15 protein-coding genes are annotated in these 16,462 nt (G+C 69.4%); 14 read left to right on the forward strand and 1 reads right to left on the reverse strand.

What is annotated here, in order from left to right; all coding sequences use genetic code 11:
* Positions 1 to 105: 105 nt before the first annotated feature.
* The 4 genes from rpsB to WAT24_RS06350 all read left to right on the forward strand — a co-directional run bounded on the left by rpsB (position 106) and on the right by WAT24_RS06350 (position 5,232).
* Positions 106 to 975: a 30S ribosomal protein S2 gene (gene rpsB / locus WAT24_RS06335; protein ID WP_336806989.1), complete on the forward strand. Its 870-nt coding sequence runs from the start codon at positions 106 to 108 to the stop codon at positions 973 to 975.
* A 60-nt stretch (positions 976 to 1,035) separates the two neighbouring features.
* Positions 1,036 to 1,920 carry a translation elongation factor Ts gene (gene tsf / locus WAT24_RS06340; protein WP_336806990.1) on the forward strand — a complete coding sequence of 295 codons (885 nt, stop codon included), beginning with the start codon at positions 1,036 to 1,038 and terminating at the stop codon, positions 1,918 to 1,920.
* A gap of 156 nt (positions 1,921 to 2,076) precedes the next feature.
* Positions 2,077 to 2,490: a PAS domain-containing protein gene (locus tag WAT24_RS06345; protein WP_336806991.1), complete on the forward strand. Its 414-nt coding sequence runs from the start codon at positions 2,077 to 2,079 to the stop codon at positions 2,488 to 2,490.
* A 15-nt stretch (positions 2,491 to 2,505) separates the two neighbouring features.
* On the forward strand, positions 2,506 to 5,232 hold the full coding sequence (locus tag WAT24_RS06350) for a PAS domain S-box protein (RefSeq protein WP_336807234.1): 2,727 nt from the start codon (positions 2,506 to 2,508) through the stop codon (positions 5,230 to 5,232).
* On the opposite strand, the gene WAT24_RS06355 is transcribed toward WAT24_RS06350, so the two are convergent.
* Positions 5,229 to 5,624 carry a VOC family protein gene (locus WAT24_RS06355; RefSeq protein WP_336806992.1) on the reverse strand — a complete coding sequence of 132 codons (396 nt, stop codon included), beginning with the start codon at positions 5,622 to 5,624 and terminating at the stop codon, positions 5,229 to 5,231. The genes WAT24_RS06350 and WAT24_RS06355 overlap by 4 nt on opposite strands.
* A 122-nt stretch (positions 5,625 to 5,746) precedes the next feature.
* On the opposite strand from WAT24_RS06355, the gene pyrH reads away from it, so the two are divergent.
* From pyrH to lpxA, 10 genes are all read left to right on the forward strand, one after another.
* Complete coding sequence (gene pyrH, locus WAT24_RS06360; RefSeq protein ID WP_336806993.1) at positions 5,747 to 6,469, forward strand: UMP kinase; 723 nt, start codon at positions 5,747 to 5,749, stop codon at positions 6,467 to 6,469.
* A 120-nt stretch (positions 6,470 to 6,589) separates the two neighbouring features.
* Positions 6,590 to 7,147, forward strand: coding sequence for a ribosome recycling factor (gene frr / locus WAT24_RS06365; RefSeq protein ID WP_336806994.1), 558 nt, complete (start codon positions 6,590 to 6,592; stop codon positions 7,145 to 7,147).
* A 201-nt stretch (positions 7,148 to 7,348) separates the two neighbouring features.
* Positions 7,349 to 8,080, forward strand: coding sequence for a polyprenyl diphosphate synthase (gene uppS / locus WAT24_RS06370; RefSeq protein ID WP_336806995.1), 732 nt, complete (start codon positions 7,349 to 7,351; stop codon positions 8,078 to 8,080).
* Positions 8,081 to 8,106: 26 nt separating this feature from the next.
* The gene (locus tag WAT24_RS06375) at positions 8,107 to 8,928 is read left to right on the forward strand and encodes a phosphatidate cytidylyltransferase (RefSeq protein WP_336806996.1); all 822 of its coding nucleotides are present in this window, start codon (positions 8,107 to 8,109) and stop codon (positions 8,926 to 8,928) included.
* The gene (locus WAT24_RS06380) at positions 8,925 to 10,115 is read left to right on the forward strand and encodes a 1-deoxy-D-xylulose-5-phosphate reductoisomerase (protein ID WP_336806997.1); all 1,191 of its coding nucleotides are present in this window, start codon (positions 8,925 to 8,927) and stop codon (positions 10,113 to 10,115) included. Before WAT24_RS06375 ends, WAT24_RS06380 begins: the two co-directional genes overlap by 4 nt.
* Before the next feature lie 34 nt (positions 10,116 to 10,149).
* On the forward strand, positions 10,150 to 11,496 hold the full coding sequence (rseP, locus tag WAT24_RS06385) for an RIP metalloprotease RseP (RefSeq protein WP_336806998.1): 1,347 nt from the start codon (positions 10,150 to 10,152) through the stop codon (positions 11,494 to 11,496).
* Between the two features lie 156 nt (positions 11,497 to 11,652).
* Complete coding sequence (gene bamA, locus WAT24_RS06390; RefSeq protein ID WP_336806999.1) at positions 11,653 to 14,049, forward strand: outer membrane protein assembly factor BamA; 2,397 nt, start codon at positions 11,653 to 11,655, stop codon at positions 14,047 to 14,049.
* A gap of 145 nt (positions 14,050 to 14,194) precedes the next feature.
* A complete protein-coding gene (lpxD, locus tag WAT24_RS06395; protein WP_336807000.1) occupies positions 14,195 to 15,223 on the forward strand; it encodes a UDP-3-O-(3-hydroxymyristoyl)glucosamine N-acyltransferase in 1,029 nt (342 codons plus the stop codon).
* Positions 15,216 to 15,689, forward strand: coding sequence for a 3-hydroxyacyl-ACP dehydratase FabZ (gene fabZ, locus WAT24_RS06400; protein ID WP_336807001.1), 474 nt, complete (start codon positions 15,216 to 15,218; stop codon positions 15,687 to 15,689). Before lpxD ends, fabZ begins: the two co-directional genes overlap by 8 nt.
* Positions 15,686 to 16,459 (forward strand): acyl-ACP--UDP-N-acetylglucosamine O-acyltransferase, encoded by a 774-nt coding sequence (gene lpxA / locus WAT24_RS06405; protein WP_336807002.1) that lies wholly within the window; start codon positions 15,686 to 15,688, stop codon positions 16,457 to 16,459. Before fabZ ends, lpxA begins: the two co-directional genes overlap by 4 nt.
* Positions 16,460 to 16,462: the final 3 nt, after the last annotated feature.

The raw sequence follows: 16,462 nt of genomic DNA on the forward strand, positions 1-16,462 counted from the left end.
GTGCCGCGGTCCGCCTTTCGAAGGCCCCGCGGTCGAGGCCGGGGATGCGTGGAGGTCCCAACCCCCGGGTCGCTGCCTGCGGCCCAACAATCTAGAGAACGAACCATGGCACAAGTCACCATGCGCCAGATGCTCGAAGCTGGCGTGCATTTCGGTCATCAGACCCGCTACTGGAACCCGAAGATGGCGCCGTACATCTTCGGCGCGCGCGGCAAGATCCACATCATCAATCTCGAGAAGACCCTGCCGCTGTTCACCGACGCGATGAACTTCCTGTCGGGCCTGGCGCAGAAGCGCGGCACCATCCTGTTCGTCGGCACCAAGCGCTCGGCCCGCGAGCCGCTGGCCGAAGAGGCCGCCCGCGCCGGCATGCCGTTCGTCACCGCCCGCTGGCTGGGTGGCATGCTGACCAACTTCCGCACCGTCAAGCAGTCGGTGGCGCGCCTGAAGGAACTGGAAGCGGCCGAGACCGACGGCAGCTTCGACAAGCTGGTCAAGCACGAGGTGCTGGCCCTGCGTCGCGAGCGCGAGAAGCTGGAGAACTCGCTCGGCGGCATCAAGAACATGAACCGCCTGCCCGACGCGCTGTTCGTGATCGACATCGGTCACGAGGATATCGCGGTGCAGGAAGCCAAGAAGCTCGGCATCCCCGTGGTCGCGGTCGTTGACACCAACTACAACCCGGAGCTGGTCGACTACGCCATCCCGGGCAACGACGACGCGATCCGCGCGATCCAGCTGTACGCCCGCGCCGCCGCCGACGCGATCCTGGAAGGCAAGGCTGCCGCCCCGGACGCCGCCCACGGCGACGCCAACGAGTTCGTCGAGCTGGACGAGGAAGGCAACCCGGTCGCCAAGGACGAGCGCAAGGCCGCTCCGGCACGCCGCGAGCGCGACAGCCGCGGCCCGGCCCGCAAGGGTGCCGGCGCCCCGCGCGGCGGCCGTGGCCGTCGCGAGTCCGCCGACGCCGAGTAAGCCTTCAACGCCGCCGTGGCGATCCACCCGCCACGGCGCACCAAGATCCGAGGATTCAAGATGAGCAATATCTCCGCACAATTGGTCAAGGAGCTGCGCGAGCGCTCCGGCGCCGGCATGATGGAATGCAAGAAGGCGCTGGTCGAGAACGACGGCGACATCGACGTGGCGATGGAATGGCTGCGCAAGTCCGGCCTGGCCAAGGCCGACAAGAAGGCCAGCCGCGTGGCCGCCGAAGGCCGCATCGTCACCGCGCAGAAGGACGGCAAGGCCGTGCTGGTCGAGGTCAACTGCGAGACCGACTTCGTCACCAAGAACCCTGACTTCGTGAAGTTCAGCGATGCCGTCGCCGACGTCGCGCTGACCTCCGGCGCCGCCGACGTGGCCGCACTGAACGCCGCCGGCTACCCGGGCGGCTCCACCGTGGAAGAGGCCGCCAAGGGCCTGGTCGCCACCATCGGCGAGAAGATCGAAGTGCGCCGCATGGCGCGCGTCGAGACTACCGACGGCAAGATCGGCAGCTACATCCACGGCGGCCGCATCGGCGTGCTGGTGGCGATCAAGGGCGGCTCCGAGGAGCTGGCCAAGGGCGTGGCCATGCACGTCGCGGCGATGAACCCGCAGTGGGTGCGCGCCGAGGACGTGCCGGCCGACTTCGTCGCCAAGGAGAAGGAAATCGCACTGAGCCAGATGTCCGACAAGGACAAGGCCAAGCCGGCCGAGATCCTGGAGAAGATCATCTCCGGCAAGATCAACAAGATCGTCTCGGAAGTGACCCTGCTCGGCCAGGCCTACGTGCTGGACACCAACATGACCGTGGGCGAGGCGCTGAAGAAGGAAGGCGCCGACGTGCAGACGGTGGTGCGCCTGGCCGTCGGCGAGGGCATCGAGAAGGTGGAAGAGGATTTCCACGCCGAGGTCATGAAGCAGGCGGGTCTCGCCTGACCGTCGCATCGCCGTAAAGAAGGCTGAACGAAAAAGGCCGCGAGGGAGGCACTCGCGGCCTTTTTTTGTCAGCAGGCCTCCGGGGCGGTATGGTTCGGCACCCGGTGCACGTGCCAGTCATGCGCCCGGACTCCCCGCCGCCCCCCGGAGGTCTCCATGTCCAGCGCAGAACGCGCGCAGGCACCCAGCGCCACGGCCGAGCTGCCGCCGGACCCGGCAGGCATGCACCCGCTGCTGCTCGACGCCCTGCCCTTTCCCGTTCTGCTGTTCGACGGGAGCGGACGCCTGGTCACGGCCAACGCCGCCGCCGGGGCATTCTGGGGTGAGGCGCTCTGTCCGGGCGTGCACGCGGACGACCTGCTCGCTCCGCCGCCGGCCGACGGCAGCCCCCGCCGGAGCGCACCGGTCTCGCACGTGCTCGCCAGCGGCCAGCCCCTGCATGGCGCGAGCGTCAGCCTCGTGGGAGCCGAAGGCGCCACGATGCATGCGGCTGCCGCGATCGTCCCGCTGCCGACCGCCGACGGCGCCATCGCCCGGGTGGTGTGCAGCCTTCAGCGGCAGCCCGACTAGGAGCTGCAGTCCGATCTGGAGGACTTCTTCGCCCACGCGTCGGTCGCGATGCACCTGGTCGGCGCCGACGGGAGCATCCTGCGCGCCAACCAGGCCGAGCTGGACCTGCTTGGCTACGCGCCGGAGGAATACATCGGCCAGCACATCGCCGCGTTCCACGAGGACGCCGTGGCGCTCCAGGCCATTCTTTCCCGCCTGCACTCGGGCGAGCGCCTGGATCGCTTCCCGGCGCGCCTGCGTGCGCGCGACGGATCGATCCGCGAAGTGCTGATCAGCTCCAGCCCGCGCTTCATCGACGGGCACTTCAGCAACACGCGCTGCATCACCGTGGACGTCACCGAGCAGCGTCGGCTCGACCGCGAGGCGCGCGAGCGCGAGGACCAGCTGCGCGACCTGCTGAACGCCCTTCCGGTGGCGATCTACACCACCGACGCGGACGGCCGGATCACGTTCTTCAACGAGGCGGCCACCGTCTTCGCCGGGCGGCGCCCGGTGCTCGGGGACAAGTGGTGCGTCACCTGGAAGCTGTTCCACCTGGACGGCCGACCGATGCCACACGAGGCGTGCCCCATGGCGGTGGCGCTGCGCGAGCGACGCAGCGTGCGCGGTGCCGAGGCGGTGGCGGAGCGGCCCGACGGCAGCCGCATCATCTTCACCCCCTTCCCGACGCCGCTGTTCGACGCGCAGGGAACTCTGGTCGGCGCGGTCAACATGCTGGTGGACATCACCGACCGCAAGCAGGCCGAGCAGGCGCTGCGCGACCTCAACGAGGCGCTCGAGGAGCACGCCCGCGAACGCACGCGACAGGTGCAGGACGCCTTCCTGCGCCTGCACCGCAGCGAGCGGAACTTCGCACTGCTGATCGACAGCGTGACCGACTACGCGATCTACATGCTCGACCCGGACGGGCACGTGGTGAGCTGGAACGCGGGCGCGGAACGCATCAAGGGCTATCGCGCGGGCGAGATCATCGGCCGCAGCTTCGCCTGCTTCTACACGCACGAAGACCGCTATGCCGGCCTGCCCCAGCGCGCGTTGGCGACCGCCCGGCGCGAGGGCCGCTACGAGGCCGAGGGCTGGCGCGTCCGCAAGGACGGCACGCGCTTCTGGGCCAACGTTCTGCTCGATCCGGTGTACGACGAGGGCGAGCTGATCGGCTACGCCAAGGTCACCCGCGACGTGACCGCGCAGAAGAACGCGCAGCGGGCGCTGGCCGACAGCGAACGGCGGGTGCGCGGCGTGATCGACACGGCGCTCGATGCCTTCGTCCAGCTCGACGCCACAGGCGTGATCCTGGAGTGGAATCCGCGCGCCGAGGCGATGTACGGCTGGCGCCGCGACGAAGCCCTGGGGCGCCGGCTGGATGACCTCATCTTCGCGCCGGCCGAGCGCGACGCGTTCAGGCAGGGCCTGCCTGGCCACACGACGGCCTCGACCCCGAGCCGGGACCAGGTCCGGCAGATCCGGTCGAGACGGCGCGATGGCCGGGAGCTGGTCGTCGAGATGAGTTCGAGCGTGCTGCACCTGGACCAGGGCCGGCTGTACAACGTCTTCCTGCGCGACCTGACCGAGAAGATCCAGACCGAGACCCAGCTGCGCCAGGCCCAGAAGATGGAGGCCGTCGGCAAGCTCACCGGCGGCATCGCCCACGACTTCAACAACCTGCTGCAGGGCATCATCGGTTCGCTCGACCTGCTCGAGCTGCGGGTGCAGTCGGGCCGCACGGACGGCCTCGACCGCTTGCTGCACGGCGCGCAGGAATCGGCCAAGCGGGCCGCCGCGCTCACCCACCGGCTGCTGGCCTTCTCGCGGCGCCAGCCGCTCGACCCGCACCCGGTCGACGTCGGCCCGCTGGTCGCCTCGATGGAGGAACTCCTGCGCCGCACGATGGGCGAGCGGATCGCGATCGAACTGCTCGCGGAGGCGCAGGGCCTGGTTGCGATGTGCGACCCGAACCAGCTGGAAAGCGCCCTGCTGAACCTCTGCATCAACGCCCGCGACGCCATGCCCCAGGGCGGCCGCCTGACCATCCGCACCGGCGAGACCGTCATTGCCGAAGACGACGTGCGCGCCACCGAAGCGGTGGACCTGGCGCCGGGCCGCTACATCCACGTCGAGGTCGCCGATACCGGCGTGGGCATGACCGCCGACGTCGTGGAGCACGTGTTCGAACCGTTCTTCACGACCAAGCCGTCCGGACAGGGCACGGGACTGGGCCTGTCGATGGTGTACGGCTTCGCCCGGCAGTCCAAGGGACATTGCGAGATCGACAGCGCGCCCGGTGCGGGCACGCGCGTGCGGCTCTACCTGCCCTGCCACGTGGGGACGGTCCCGGTCGCCGAGGCGGGTGGCCAGCCCGTCGGGCCCGACCCGGGCAACGGCGAAACCGTGCTGGTGGTCGAGGACGAGGCGGTGGTGCGGGAGGTGGTGGTGCAGGTGCTGCACCAGCTCGGCTACGCAGCCATCGAGGCGTCCGACGCCGAACAGGCGATCGGGCTGCTCGCCAGCCACCCCGTGGAACTGCTGGTCACCGACATCGGGCTGCCCGGCCTCGACGGCCGCCAGCTGGCCGACGCGGCGCGGCAGACGCGCCCCGAGCTGAAGGTCCTGCTGATGACCGGCTACGCCGCGGGCGCAGCTTCGCCCGACGGGTTCCTCGCGCCCGGCATGGCGCTGATCACCAAGCCGTTCACCACCTCGGCCCTGGCCCAGCGCGTACGCGACATGCTGGCCCCGGCCTAGCCGGCCGTGCCCCGCCGCTGCAGCAGATCCCAGCGGTTCCCGTACAGGTCCTCGAAGACCGCGACGGTGCCGTAGGGCTCCTGTCGCGGCTCCTCGCAGAAGCGCACGCCCCGCTCCCGCATCGCCCGGTAGCTGGCCTGGAAATCCCCGGTCTCCAGGAACAGGAACACGCGCCCGCCCGCCTGGTTGCCGATCGCCGCCTCCTGGCGCGCACCGACCGCCCTGGCCAGGAGCAGGCGCGTCTCGCGCGCACCGGGCGGGGACACCACCACCCAGCGCTTGTCCTGCCCCAGCGGGCGATCCTCGATCAGCGCGAAGCCCAGGCAGGTGGTGAAGTAGGCGATGGCCTCGTCGTAGTCGCGTACGAGCAGGGCGAGCGAACCGAGATGCATGGCGTTCCTCCGGCAGTGGCACGAGCATGAACGATCCCGCGGCGTCGCGGCGCATGGTTCCTGACGGGCCGCCCTCGCGCCGCTACAATGCGCCGGTTTGCCCCATACAATCCGGAGAACCCATGAGCGACCAGCCCACGTACCGCCGCATCCTGCTCAAGCTCTCCGGTGAAGCGCTGATGGGCGAGGCCGACTACGGCATCGACCCGAAGGTGATCGGCCGCCTGGCCGACGAGATCATCGAGGTGCGCCGGGCCGGTGTGGAAGTGGGCGTGGTCATCGGCGGCGGCAACATCTTCCGCGGCGCGGGCCTGGCCGCAGCCGGCATGGACCGCGTCACCGGCGACCACATGGGCATGCTGGCCACCGTGATGAACGCGCTGGCGATGGCCGATGCGATCGAGAAGCGCGGCGGCTACGCCCGCGTGATGAGCGCCATCCAGATCCACGACGTGGCCGAGGACTTCATCCGCCGGCGTGCCATCCGCCACATCGAGAAGGGCCGTATCGCGCTGTTCGCGGCCGGCACCGGCAATCCCTTCTTCACCACCGATTCGGCCGCCGCGCTGCGCGCGGTCGAAATCGGCGCCGACCTGCTGCTCAAGGCCACCAAGGTCGACGGCGTGTACACCGCCGACCCGACCCGCCACGCGGACGCGGTGCGCTACGAGGCGCTGACCTACGACGAGGTGATCCAGCGCAACCTGCAGGTGATGGACACCGCCGCCATCGCGCTCTGCCGCGACCACGGCATGCCGCTGCGCATCTACGACATGACCGTACCGGGCAACCTGATGCGGATCATGCGTGGCGAGCCGGTGGGCACGCTGGTCAGGGCGGACTGAGCGACATCCGCGGGCGCGCGGGCGGGTCGCGCCGCGAGCTCGCGCATCCGCGTCCGCCCATCCCTCGCCCCGCCACCCGCGCTGCTATACTTCCCCGCTTCGCAACGCCGGGTGATTCCCATGCTCAACGACATCAAGAACGATGCCCAGACCCGCATGGGCAAGAGCATCGACGCGCTCAAGCACGACCTGACCCGCCTGCGCACCGGACGCGCCAGCACCGCGCTGGTGGAGCACATCAAGGTGCCGTACTACGGTTCGGACATGCCATTGAACCAGGTCGCGTCGGTCTCGCTTTCCGATGCCCGCTCGATCCAGATCACGCCGTTCGAGAAGAGCATGGTCGGCCCGATCGAGAAGGCGATCATGGCCTCGGACGTGGGCATCACCCCGACCACCGCCGGCACCGTGATCCGCCTGAACATGCCGCCGCTCACCGAGGAGCGCCGCAAGGAGCTGGCCAAGCACGTGGCGCACGAGGGCGAGAACGCCAAGATCGCGATCCGCAACATCCGCCGCGACGCCATGCAGAAGGTCAAGGACCTGCTCAAGGACAAGCAGATCACCGAGGACGAGGAGCGCCGGGCGGACGACGAGATCCAGAAGCTCACCGACCGCTTCGTGAAGGAGGTCGACGCCGTGGTCAAGGCCAAGGAAGAGGAGCTGATGGCCATCTGAGCGGCCATCCGCTCGCGCCGCCATGCACGCCCTTCCGCCCAACCCGCATTCCGCCCCCTGTTCCCCGCAGGGATGGGGCCGGCATGGCGGGCCGGCCCGCCACGCTTTCCCACCTCCCCGCGGGAGCGGGGCTTCCCCGGAGCCCCCGGCGTCCCGGATCCGGTGCCGTCCTGCCAAGGCCGGCGAACGCGTCGTACGGCCATGACCACCTCCCCCGTCCCCCGCCACATCGCCATCGTGATGGACGGCAACGGCCGCTGGGCCAAGGCCCGGCTGCGCCCGCGCAGCTTCGGCCACAGCGCCGGCCGCAAGGCGGTGCGCGAGGTGGTGGAAGGCTGCCTGCGCCAGGGGGTGGAGGCGCTCACCCTGTTCGCCTTCTCCAGCGAGAACTGGCGCCGGCCGGACGAGGAAGTGGGCGCGCTGATGGAACTGTTCCTGCGCGCGCTCGACAAGGAGGTGGACGAACTGCACGAGCAGGGCGTGCGGCTGCGCTTCATCGGCGACCTGGCGGCGTTCAATGCGGAACTGCGCAAGCGCATGGAGACCGCGATGGCGCGCACGGCGGGCAACCGCAAGCTCGCGCTCAACGTGGCGGTCAACTACGGCGGCCGCTGGGACATCGCACAGGCCGCGCGCGAGGCGGCGGCCGCGGTCGCGCGCGGCGAGCTCGCACCGGACGCCATCGACGAAGCGCGCCTCGGCGGTTGGATGAGCCTGGCCGACCAGCCCCCGGTGGACCTGTTCATCCGCACCGGCGGCGAGGTGCGCGTCAGCAACTTCCTGCTCTGGCAGATCGCCTACGCCGAGCTGTATTTCACGGATACCTTGTGGCCGGACTTCGACCAGGCCTGCCTGGCCCGTGCCATCGAGGACTTCGCCCGCCGCGAGCGCCGCTTCGGCCTCACCGGCGAACAGGTCGCACGATCCGTATGATCGGGCGATAGCCCCAAGGACCCTCGATGCTGCTGCAACGCACCCTCACCGCCCTGCTGCTCGCCCCCGTGGCCATCCTGGTGATCCTGCTGCCGCCGGACTGGACGTGGCTGTTCGGGCTCGTGGTCGCGACCGTGTTCCTCGCCGGCCTGTGGGAGTGGACGCGCCTGTCGGGTCTGCGCAACCGCCGCGTGCGCGCGGCGATGCTGGGCGTGGTGCTGGCGCTGTTCGGCGTGCTCTGGTGGGTGCGCGACTCGCTGCTGTGGCCGGCCCTGCTGGTCGCCGGCGTCGCCTGGTGGGCGCTGGCCTGCCTGTGGCTCCGGCACTTCGCGTTCGCCGCGGCGCCCACCACCGAGAACCGGAACCTCAAGCTCGCCGCCGGCGCGCTGGTCGCGTTTCCCGCCTTCGTGGGCCTGCTCACGCTGCATGGCGGCGTGCACGGCCAGTGGTGGACCCTGCTGATCCTGCTGGTCGTGTGGGCCGCCGACATCGGCGCGTATTTCAGTGGCCGTTTCCTGGGCAAGCGCAAGCTCGCGCCCAACATCAGCCCCGGCAAGACCTGGGCCGGCGTCTATGGCGCGCTCGCCGCGGGCGCGCTGATCGCGGTGCTCGGCGGCTGGCTGCTCGACGTGCAAGGCTTCGGCCTGGTCGGGCTGGCGGTGCTGGCGGTGCTCACCGTGGCGGCCTCGATCGTCGGCGACCTGGTCGAGAGCCTGATGAAGCGCCATGCCCAGGTGAAGGACTCCGGCCGCATGTTCCCCGGCCACGGCGGCCTGCTCGACCGCATGGACAGCGTGTTCGCTGCGGTGCCCGTGTTCGCGCTGGGCAAGCTGCTGCTCGGCCTATGAACGCCGGCCACCCCCGCCGCGTCGCCGTGCTCGGCGCCACCGGCTCGATCGGCGGCAGCACGCTGGACGTGATCGGCCGCCATCCCGACCGCTTCCGCGCCAGCGTGCTGGTGGCACACCGCAACGTCGATGCGCTGGTGCCGCTGTGCGCGGCGCACCGTCCGGAGCTGGCGATCGTCGCCGACCCGGCCATGGAGGGCGCGCTTGCCCGCCAGCTCGACGCCGCCGGCGTGCGCTGCACGGTGGCCAGCGGACCCGAGGCGATCGTCGCGGCGGCCGGCGGGTCGCTGTGCGACGTCGTGGTCGCCGCCATCGTCGGGGCGGCGGGGCTGGAATCGACCCTGGCCGCCGCGCGCGCAGGCAAACGCCTGCTGCTGGCCAACAAGGAATCCATCGTGATGGCCGGGCCGCTGCTGCTGGCCGCGCTGCGCGAAGGCGGCGGCGAACTGGTGCCGGTGGATTCGGAACACAACGCCATCTTCCAGTGCCTGCCCGGCGGGCGGCCCGATCTCGATGCGCACGGCGTGCGCCGGCTGATCCTCACCGCCTCGGGCGGCCCGTTCCGCGGCCGCAGCCGCGCCGAACTCGCCGCGGTCACGCCCGAGCAGGCGTGCAAGCACCCCAACTGGGTGATGGGCCGGAAGATCTCGGTCGACTCGGCCACCCTGATGAACAAGGGCCTGGAGGTGATCGAGGCGCATCACCTGTTCGGCGCCGCGCCCGAGCGCATCGAGGTGGTGGTGCATCCGCAGAGCATGATCCACTCCATGGTGGAGTACGCCGACGGCTCGGTGCTCGCGCAGCTGGGCAACCCCGACATGCGCACGGCGATCGCCCACGCGCTGGCCTGGCCCGAGCGCATCGAGGCGGGCGTCACGCCGCTGGACCTGGCCGCCTGCGCGCCGCTGGCCTTCGAGCGGCCGGACCTCGATACCTTCCGCTGCCTGGCGCTGGCCTTCCAGGCGCTGCGCGAGGGCGGCGACGCGCCGGCCATCCTCAACGCGGCCAACGAGGTCGCGGTGGACGCCTTCCTGGCCGGCACGCTGCCGTTCCTGGCGATCGCCGAGCTGGTCGAGGGGGTGCTCGCGGAACTGCCGGCCCAGCCCGTGGTCGATGTCCAGACCCTGCGCGAACGCGATGCGCAGGCGCGTTCAGTGGCGCGGCGGAAGTTGCGCACGGCTTGCTGATAAGCTCGGGCAGAGACGTTTTCCCAGGTTTTCGATGACTCCCTTCTTCGGCTCGGTGTTCTGGTTGCTGGTCACGCTGGGCGTGCTGGTGACCTTTCACGAATTCGGCCACTACTGGGTCGCGCGCCGCTGCGGCGTCAAGGTGCTGCGCTTCTCGGTCGGCTTCGGCAAGGCAATCTGGCGGCGCATCGGCCGCGACGGTACCGAGTACCAGGTCGCGATGATCCCGTTGGGCGGCTACGTCAAGATGCTCGATGCGCGCGAGGGCGAGGTCGACCCGGCGCTGCGCGGCGTGGAGTTCACCGGCAAGAGCGTGTGGAAGCGCATCGCCATCGTGATCGCCGGCCCGGGTTTCAACCTGATCTTCGCGGTGGCGGCGCTGTGGCTGATGTTCGTGCTGGGCCGGCCGGATGCGGCCCCGGTGGTCACCGCGACGCCCGGCAGCATGGCGGCCGCGGCCGGCATCCAGCCCGGCGACCGCGTCCTGCGCGTGGACGGCGAGCCGGTGGCGACGATGAGCGACGCGATGGACGACGTCGCCACCGCGTTGCTGGGCCGCGATCCGCTGGCGCTGGTGGTGCGCGGCCGCGACGGCCGCGAGCGCCAGGTGGTGCTGCCGCTGCAGCAGCTGCCCGCCGGCCGCGGCATCGACACCTATTTCGACATGCTGGGCCTCAAGCTGGCGCCGCCGCCCGCCGTTGCCGGCGTGGTGATGCCGGGCCAGCCGGCGGCGCTGGCCGGCATGAAGAGCGGCGACGTGCTGCTGGCCGTCAACGGCACGCCGGTGGCCGACTTCGATGCCTTCGCCAGGGCGGTCAGGGAAGCGGCGCCCCGGTCACCCCGGCTGGACGTGACCGTGCGCCGCGGCCAGCAGACCCTGCACCTGCCGGTGGTCGCCCGCTACGAATCGCTGGAAGGCCAGCCGGCCCGCTGGTCGGTGGGCGTGGGCGCCCTCCCGGGCGAGAGCGCGGTCCGCCGCTACGGGCCGGTCAGGGCGCTGGGCGCGGCGCTGGAATCCACCTGGGACAGCACCCGCCAGACCTTCACCATGATCGGCAAGATGGTCAGCGGGCAGGCGTCCACCAAGAACCTTTCCGGCGTGATCGGCATCGCCCAGGTAGCCAACGCCTCGGCGCAGATGGGCCTGGCCTGGTTCCTCAATTTCCTGGCGCTGGTGTCGCTCAGCCTGGCCATCCTCAACCTGCTGCCGATCCCCGTCTTGGACGGCGGTCACCTGCTGTATTACCTTATCGAGTTGGTCAAAGGCAGCCCGGTAAGCGAGCGGACCCAGATGATCGGCCAGTACATCGGCCTGGTTCTGCTGTTCACGCTGATGGGGCTGGCGTTCTACAACGACATCCACCGCACCCTGTTTTCGTGACGCGCGCGCCACTTTCCGCGGCTATCGGCCCCGACGCGGCAGCGACGCCAGGAACGGCGCGCGGATGCGTTGCGGGACGGGCCCAGGCCCTTTCCCCGATCCATGCAATGGAACGGCCTTGCGGCCGGCCGTCGGAATAACCCACCGGAATCGACGATGAAGCGTATCGCCGCCCTGCTCCTGCTCGCCTCCCTCTCCGCCAACGCGCTGGCGTTCGAACCGTTCGTCGTCTCCGACATCCGCATCGATGGCCTCAACCGCATCTCGGCCGGCACGGTCTACAACTACCTGCCCATCAACAAGGGCGACCGCCTCACCGACGAGGAGGCGGCGCGCGCCATCCGTGCGCTCTACGACACCAAGTTCTTCAGCGACGTGGAACTGTCCCGCGAGGGCAACATCCTGGTCATCAAGGTGGTCGAGCGGCCGTCCATCGCCAAGCTGACCTTGCGCGGCAACAAGGACATCAAGGAAGAGGACCTGCGCAAGGGCCTGAAGGAGATCGGCCTGTCCGAGGGTGAGACCTTCGACCGCCTGTCGCTGGACCGCGTGCAGCAGGAGCTGATCCGCCAGTACTACAACCGCGGCAAGTACAACGTCTCGGTCGACCCGCACGTGACCCGGCTGGACCGCAACCGCGTGGCGATCGACATCGAGATCCGCGAGGGCAAGGCCGCGCGCATCAAGCAGCTCAACATCGTCGGCAACACCGCGTTCACCGACAAGCAGATCCGCGAGGACTTCGAGTCCGACACCACCAACTGGATGTCCTGGTACTCCAAGGACGACCAGTACTCGCGCGAGAAGCTCTCCGGCGACCTGGAGAAGCTCCAGTCGTACTACATGGACCGGGGCTACGCGGACTTCGGCGTGGATTCCACCCAGGTAACCATCGCACCCGACAAGCGCGCCATGTACATCGCCGCCAGCATCAAGGAAGGCGAGATCTACAAGATATCCGACGTGCACCTGCTCGGCGAGCTGATCCTGCCGGAGGACACGCTGCGCAAGCTGGTGTTCGTCAAGGCGGGCGACACCTTCAACCGCAAGGCGGTGGAAGCCACCTCCGACGCGATCAAGTCGATCCTGTCCAACATCGGCTACGCCTACGCCAAGGTCACGCCGATCCCCAAGCTGGACAAGGAGAAGCGCACGGTCGACATGACCTTCTACATCGAGCCGGGCCAGCGCGTTTACGTGCGCCGGGTGGTGTTCCAGGGCAACACGCGCACCGAGGACGACGTGCTGCGCCGCGAGATGCGCCAGCTCGAAGGCTCCTACTACAACCAGGCGGCGGTGGACCGCTCCAAGATCCGCCTGCAGCGCCTGGGCTACTTCAAGAAGGTCGACATCGACAAGCAGCGCGTGCCGGGCACCGAGGACCAGGTCGACGTCACCGTGAAGGTGGAGGAGCAGTCGGCCGGCAGCCTGATGTTCGGCATCGGCTACTCGCAGTACTCCGGCACGATCCTCAACGCCTCGGTGTCGCAGAACAACTTCCTGGGCACCGGTGACAGCTTCAGCGTGGGCGCCGAGCACAGCACCTACTACTCGCGCGTCACCGCCAGCTACTACAACCCGTATCTCACCGACAGCGGCGTGGGCATCGGCTACAACGCCACCTACTCGAAGACCGACTACGGCAACACCGACTTCGCCAACTACGAGAACAGCACCAAGGCGTTCTCCAGCTACCTCGGCATCCCGATCAGCGAAACCGACGGCCTGCGCGTGGGCCTGGGCGTGTCCAGCAACAAGATCAACACCTTCCCGGGCTTCACTCCGCAGGTGCTGGTGGACTACCAGAACGCGGTCGGCAACCGCACCGTCCATACCTGGACCGGCACGCTCGGCTGGACCCACGACACCCGCAACGGCTACTGGGCGCCGACCCGCGGCGGCCTGCTCTCGGCCAGCGCCGAGGTCGCCCTGCCCGGTTCCACCGTGCAGTACTGGAAGTTCATGGGCGAGGCCAACCACTACTGGCCGATCGGCGGCGGCTTCGTGCTGTACCTGGACGGCCAGGTCGGCTACGGCGACACCTACGGCAACCAGACCTACAGCCGCAGCTTCGGCGAGTTCGAGGCCGGCCAGCCGTACGACTTCCCGTTCTGGGAGAACTTCTACTCCGGCGGCGTGCGCGACGTGCGCGGCTTCCAGGACAACACGCTGGGCCCGCGCGTGTGCGTCGGCGCCTCCGGCGCCTCCAGCGTGCCCAACGCCAACGGCACCTGTTCCAACGGCTACTACCAGTATGCGCAGCCGATCGGCGGCGCCTTCAAGGTGCTGGGCACGGCGCAGGTGTTCATCCCGCTGCCGTTCCTCAAGGACATCAACACCGCGCGCGTGTCGGCCTTCGTCGACGTCGGCAACGCCTTCCGCAACTACCAGGCGTTCGATGCCAGCGAACTGCGCGCTTCGGCCGGCGTGGCCCTGCAGTGGCAGGCGCCGATCGGTCCGCTGATCATCAACTTCGCCGTACCGATCCGCTCCAAGGAAGAGGATCGCCACTACGAGGAGCGGATCCAGTTCACCTTCGGCAGCCAGTTCTGACCGGTCGCCGCTGTCAGCCAAAGGCGCGCCCCAGGGCGCGCCTTTGCTTTGTGCGGATCGGGAACTGGCGCCCGCGGCGGCTCCACGGCACAGTCGTGTCGCCCGGCGGCGTCCCCTACAATGCCCTGCCCCAACGGGAGCGTGCATGAGCGAGCACAATTACACGGTGGCCGAACTTGCCGAACGGTTCGGCCTGGCCTTTCAGGGCGACGGCGCGCGGCGCATCAGCGGCGTGGGCACGCTGGCCTCGGCCGGCCCCGACCAGCTGAGTTTCCTCTCCAACAGCAAGTACGCCGCGCAGCTGAAGGCGACCCGGGCGGGCGTGGTGGTACTGCGCGAAGAGAACCTGGCCGATTGTCCCACCGCCGCGCTGGTCGCCCCCGATCCGTACGTCACCTACGCCAGGCTCGCCGCGCTGTTCGAGCGGCTGCCGGCCGCGCCGCGCGGCGTCCATCCGAGCGCGGTCGTCGCCGGGGGCGCCAAGGTCAGCGCCAGCGCCAGCATCGGCCCGCACTGCGTGATCGAGGACGGCGCGGTGGTCGAGGACGGCGCGGTGCTCGGCCCGCACTGCATCGTCGGCCCGGGCTGCGTGGTCGGCGCGCAGTCGCGGCTGGTGGCGCGGGTGACCCTGGTCACCCGCGTCACCCTGGGCAGGCGCGTGCTGGTGCACCCGGGCGCGGTGATCGGTTCGGATGGCTTCGGCCTGGCCTTCGAGCGCGACCACTGGGTGAAGATCCCCCAGTTGGGCGGCGTGCGCATCGGCGACGACTGCGAGATCGGCGCCAACACCACCATCGACCGCGGCGCGCTGGAGGACACCGTGCTGGAGGAGGATGTGCGGCTGGACAACCAGATCCAGATCGCCCACAACGTGTACATCGGCGCGCACACGGCCATGGCCGGCTGCGCGGCGGTGGCGGGCAGCGCGAAGATCGGCCGCTACTGCCAGATCGGCGGCAACGCGGGCGTGCTGGGCCATCTGGAGCTGGCCGACCGGGTTACCATTACCGCCAAGAGCCTGGTCACGCATTCGATCCGCGAACCGGGCGAGTATTCCTCGGGCGTGCCGCTGCAGGACAACCGCCAGTGGCGCAAGAACGCCGCCCGCTTCAAGCACCTGGATGAGTACGCGCGTCGGCTTTCGGCGCTGGAGAAGGACAGTAACGATGAGTGACAACCCCACGACGTTGACCCTGCCGGTGAACGTGGAGCAGATCGAGCAGCTGCTGCCGCACCGCTACCCGTTCCTGCTGGTCGACCGCGTGATCGAGCTGGTGCCGGACGTGAGCGTGGTCGCGCTCAAGAACGTGACCATCAACGAGCATTTCTTCATGGGCCATTTCCCGGGTCACCCGGTGATGCCCGGCGTGCTGATCGTGGAGGCGATGGCGCAGGCCGCCGGTCTGCTTACGCAGATCTCCAGCCGTCTGAAGGGCGACCAGGGCAGCCCGCTGTTCTACCTGGCCAAGGTGGACAACGCGCGCTTCAACGCGCCGGTGGTGCCGGGCGACCAGCTGCGGCTGGAGGTCTCGCTCAAGCGCCTGATGCGCGGCATGGGGCTGTTCGTCGCCCGCTCGCTGGTCGACGGCAAGGAGGTCGCCAGTTGCGAGCTGATGTGCGCCGCGAGGTCCGACAAATGATCCACCCCACCGCGCAGATCGACCCCGGTGCCGTCCTCGGCAGGAACGTCACCGTCGGCGCCTACAGCGTGATCGGTGCGGAAGTGGAGATCGGCGAGGGCACGGTGATCGGCCCGCACGTGGTGATCGAGGGACCGACCCGCATCGGGCGCGACAACCGCATCAGCCAGTTCGCCTCGCTCGGTGGCCCGCCGCAGGACAAGAAGTTCGCCGGCGAGCGCACCGAACTGGTGATCGGCGACCGCAACCTGATCCGCGAGTTCGTCACCATCAACCGTGGCACCGGCGAAGGCGGCGGCGTCACCCGTATCGGCGACGACAACTGGCTGCTCGCCTACGTGCACATCGCGCACGACTGCCAGGTCGGCAACCGCGTGGTGTTCTCCAACTACTCGGCGCTGGCCGGACACGTCGAGATCGGCGACTGGGTGATCATCTCCGGCTACGCCGGCGTGCACCAGTTCTGCAAGGTCGGCGCGCATGCCTTCATCGGCATGGGCTGCCTGGTCGGATCGGACGTACCGCCGTTCGTGATGATGGCCAACGAGCAGCACGGCCGCCCGCGTGGCATCAACAGCGAGGGCCTCAAGCGCCGCGGTTTCGATACGCCACGCATTTCCGCCATCAAGCGCGCCTACCGCACGCTCTACATGGCGGGCCTGTCGCTGCCGGAGGCACGCGCGCAACTGGAGGCGCAGGCGCAGGACAGCGACGACGTGCGGGAGATGCTGGCGTTCCTCGATCGCAGCGAACGCTCGCTGGCTCGATAGGAA

Source organism: Fulvimonas yonginensis (assembly GCF_037137055.1).
GTDB classification, from domain to species: Bacteria; Pseudomonadota; Gammaproteobacteria; order Xanthomonadales; family Rhodanobacteraceae; genus Frateuria_A; species Frateuria_A yonginensis.

What these genes read in the sequence shown, in the direction of transcription:
- WAT24_RS06355 (WP_336806992.1), bottom strand. Translation starts at nt 5,624, where the DNA reads ATGCATCTCGGTTCGCTCGCCCTGCTCGTACGCGACTACGACGAGGCC.
- WAT24_RS06345 (WP_336806991.1), top strand. Translation starts at nt 2,077, where the DNA reads ATGTCCAGCGCAGAACGCGCGCAGGCACCCAGCGCCACGGCCGAGCTG.
- rpsB (WP_336806989.1), top strand. Translation starts at nt 106, where the DNA reads ATGGCACAAGTCACCATGCGCCAGATGCTCGAAGCTGGCGTGCATTTC.
- uppS (WP_336806995.1), top strand. Translation starts at nt 7,349, where the DNA reads ATGACCACCTCCCCCGTCCCCCGCCACATCGCCATCGTGATGGACGGC.
- fabZ (WP_336807001.1), top strand. Translation starts at nt 15,216, where the DNA reads ATGAGTGACAACCCCACGACGTTGACCCTGCCGGTGAACGTGGAGCAG.
- tsf (WP_336806990.1), top strand. Translation starts at nt 1,036, where the DNA reads ATGAGCAATATCTCCGCACAATTGGTCAAGGAGCTGCGCGAGCGCTCC.
- lpxD (WP_336807000.1), top strand. Translation starts at nt 14,195, where the DNA reads ATGAGCGAGCACAATTACACGGTGGCCGAACTTGCCGAACGGTTCGGC.
- rseP (WP_336806998.1), top strand. Translation starts at nt 10,150, where the DNA reads ATGACTCCCTTCTTCGGCTCGGTGTTCTGGTTGCTGGTCACGCTGGGC.
- bamA (WP_336806999.1), top strand. Translation starts at nt 11,653, where the DNA reads ATGAAGCGTATCGCCGCCCTGCTCCTGCTCGCCTCCCTCTCCGCCAAC.
- WAT24_RS06375 (WP_336806996.1), top strand. Translation starts at nt 8,107, where the DNA reads ATGCTGCTGCAACGCACCCTCACCGCCCTGCTGCTCGCCCCCGTGGCC.
- pyrH (WP_336806993.1), top strand. Translation starts at nt 5,747, where the DNA reads ATGAGCGACCAGCCCACGTACCGCCGCATCCTGCTCAAGCTCTCCGGT.
- WAT24_RS06380 (WP_336806997.1), top strand. Translation starts at nt 8,925, where the DNA reads ATGAACGCCGGCCACCCCCGCCGCGTCGCCGTGCTCGGCGCCACCGGC.
- frr (WP_336806994.1), top strand. Translation starts at nt 6,590, where the DNA reads ATGCTCAACGACATCAAGAACGATGCCCAGACCCGCATGGGCAAGAGC.
- lpxA (WP_336807002.1), top strand. Translation starts at nt 15,686, where the DNA reads ATGATCCACCCCACCGCGCAGATCGACCCCGGTGCCGTCCTCGGCAGG.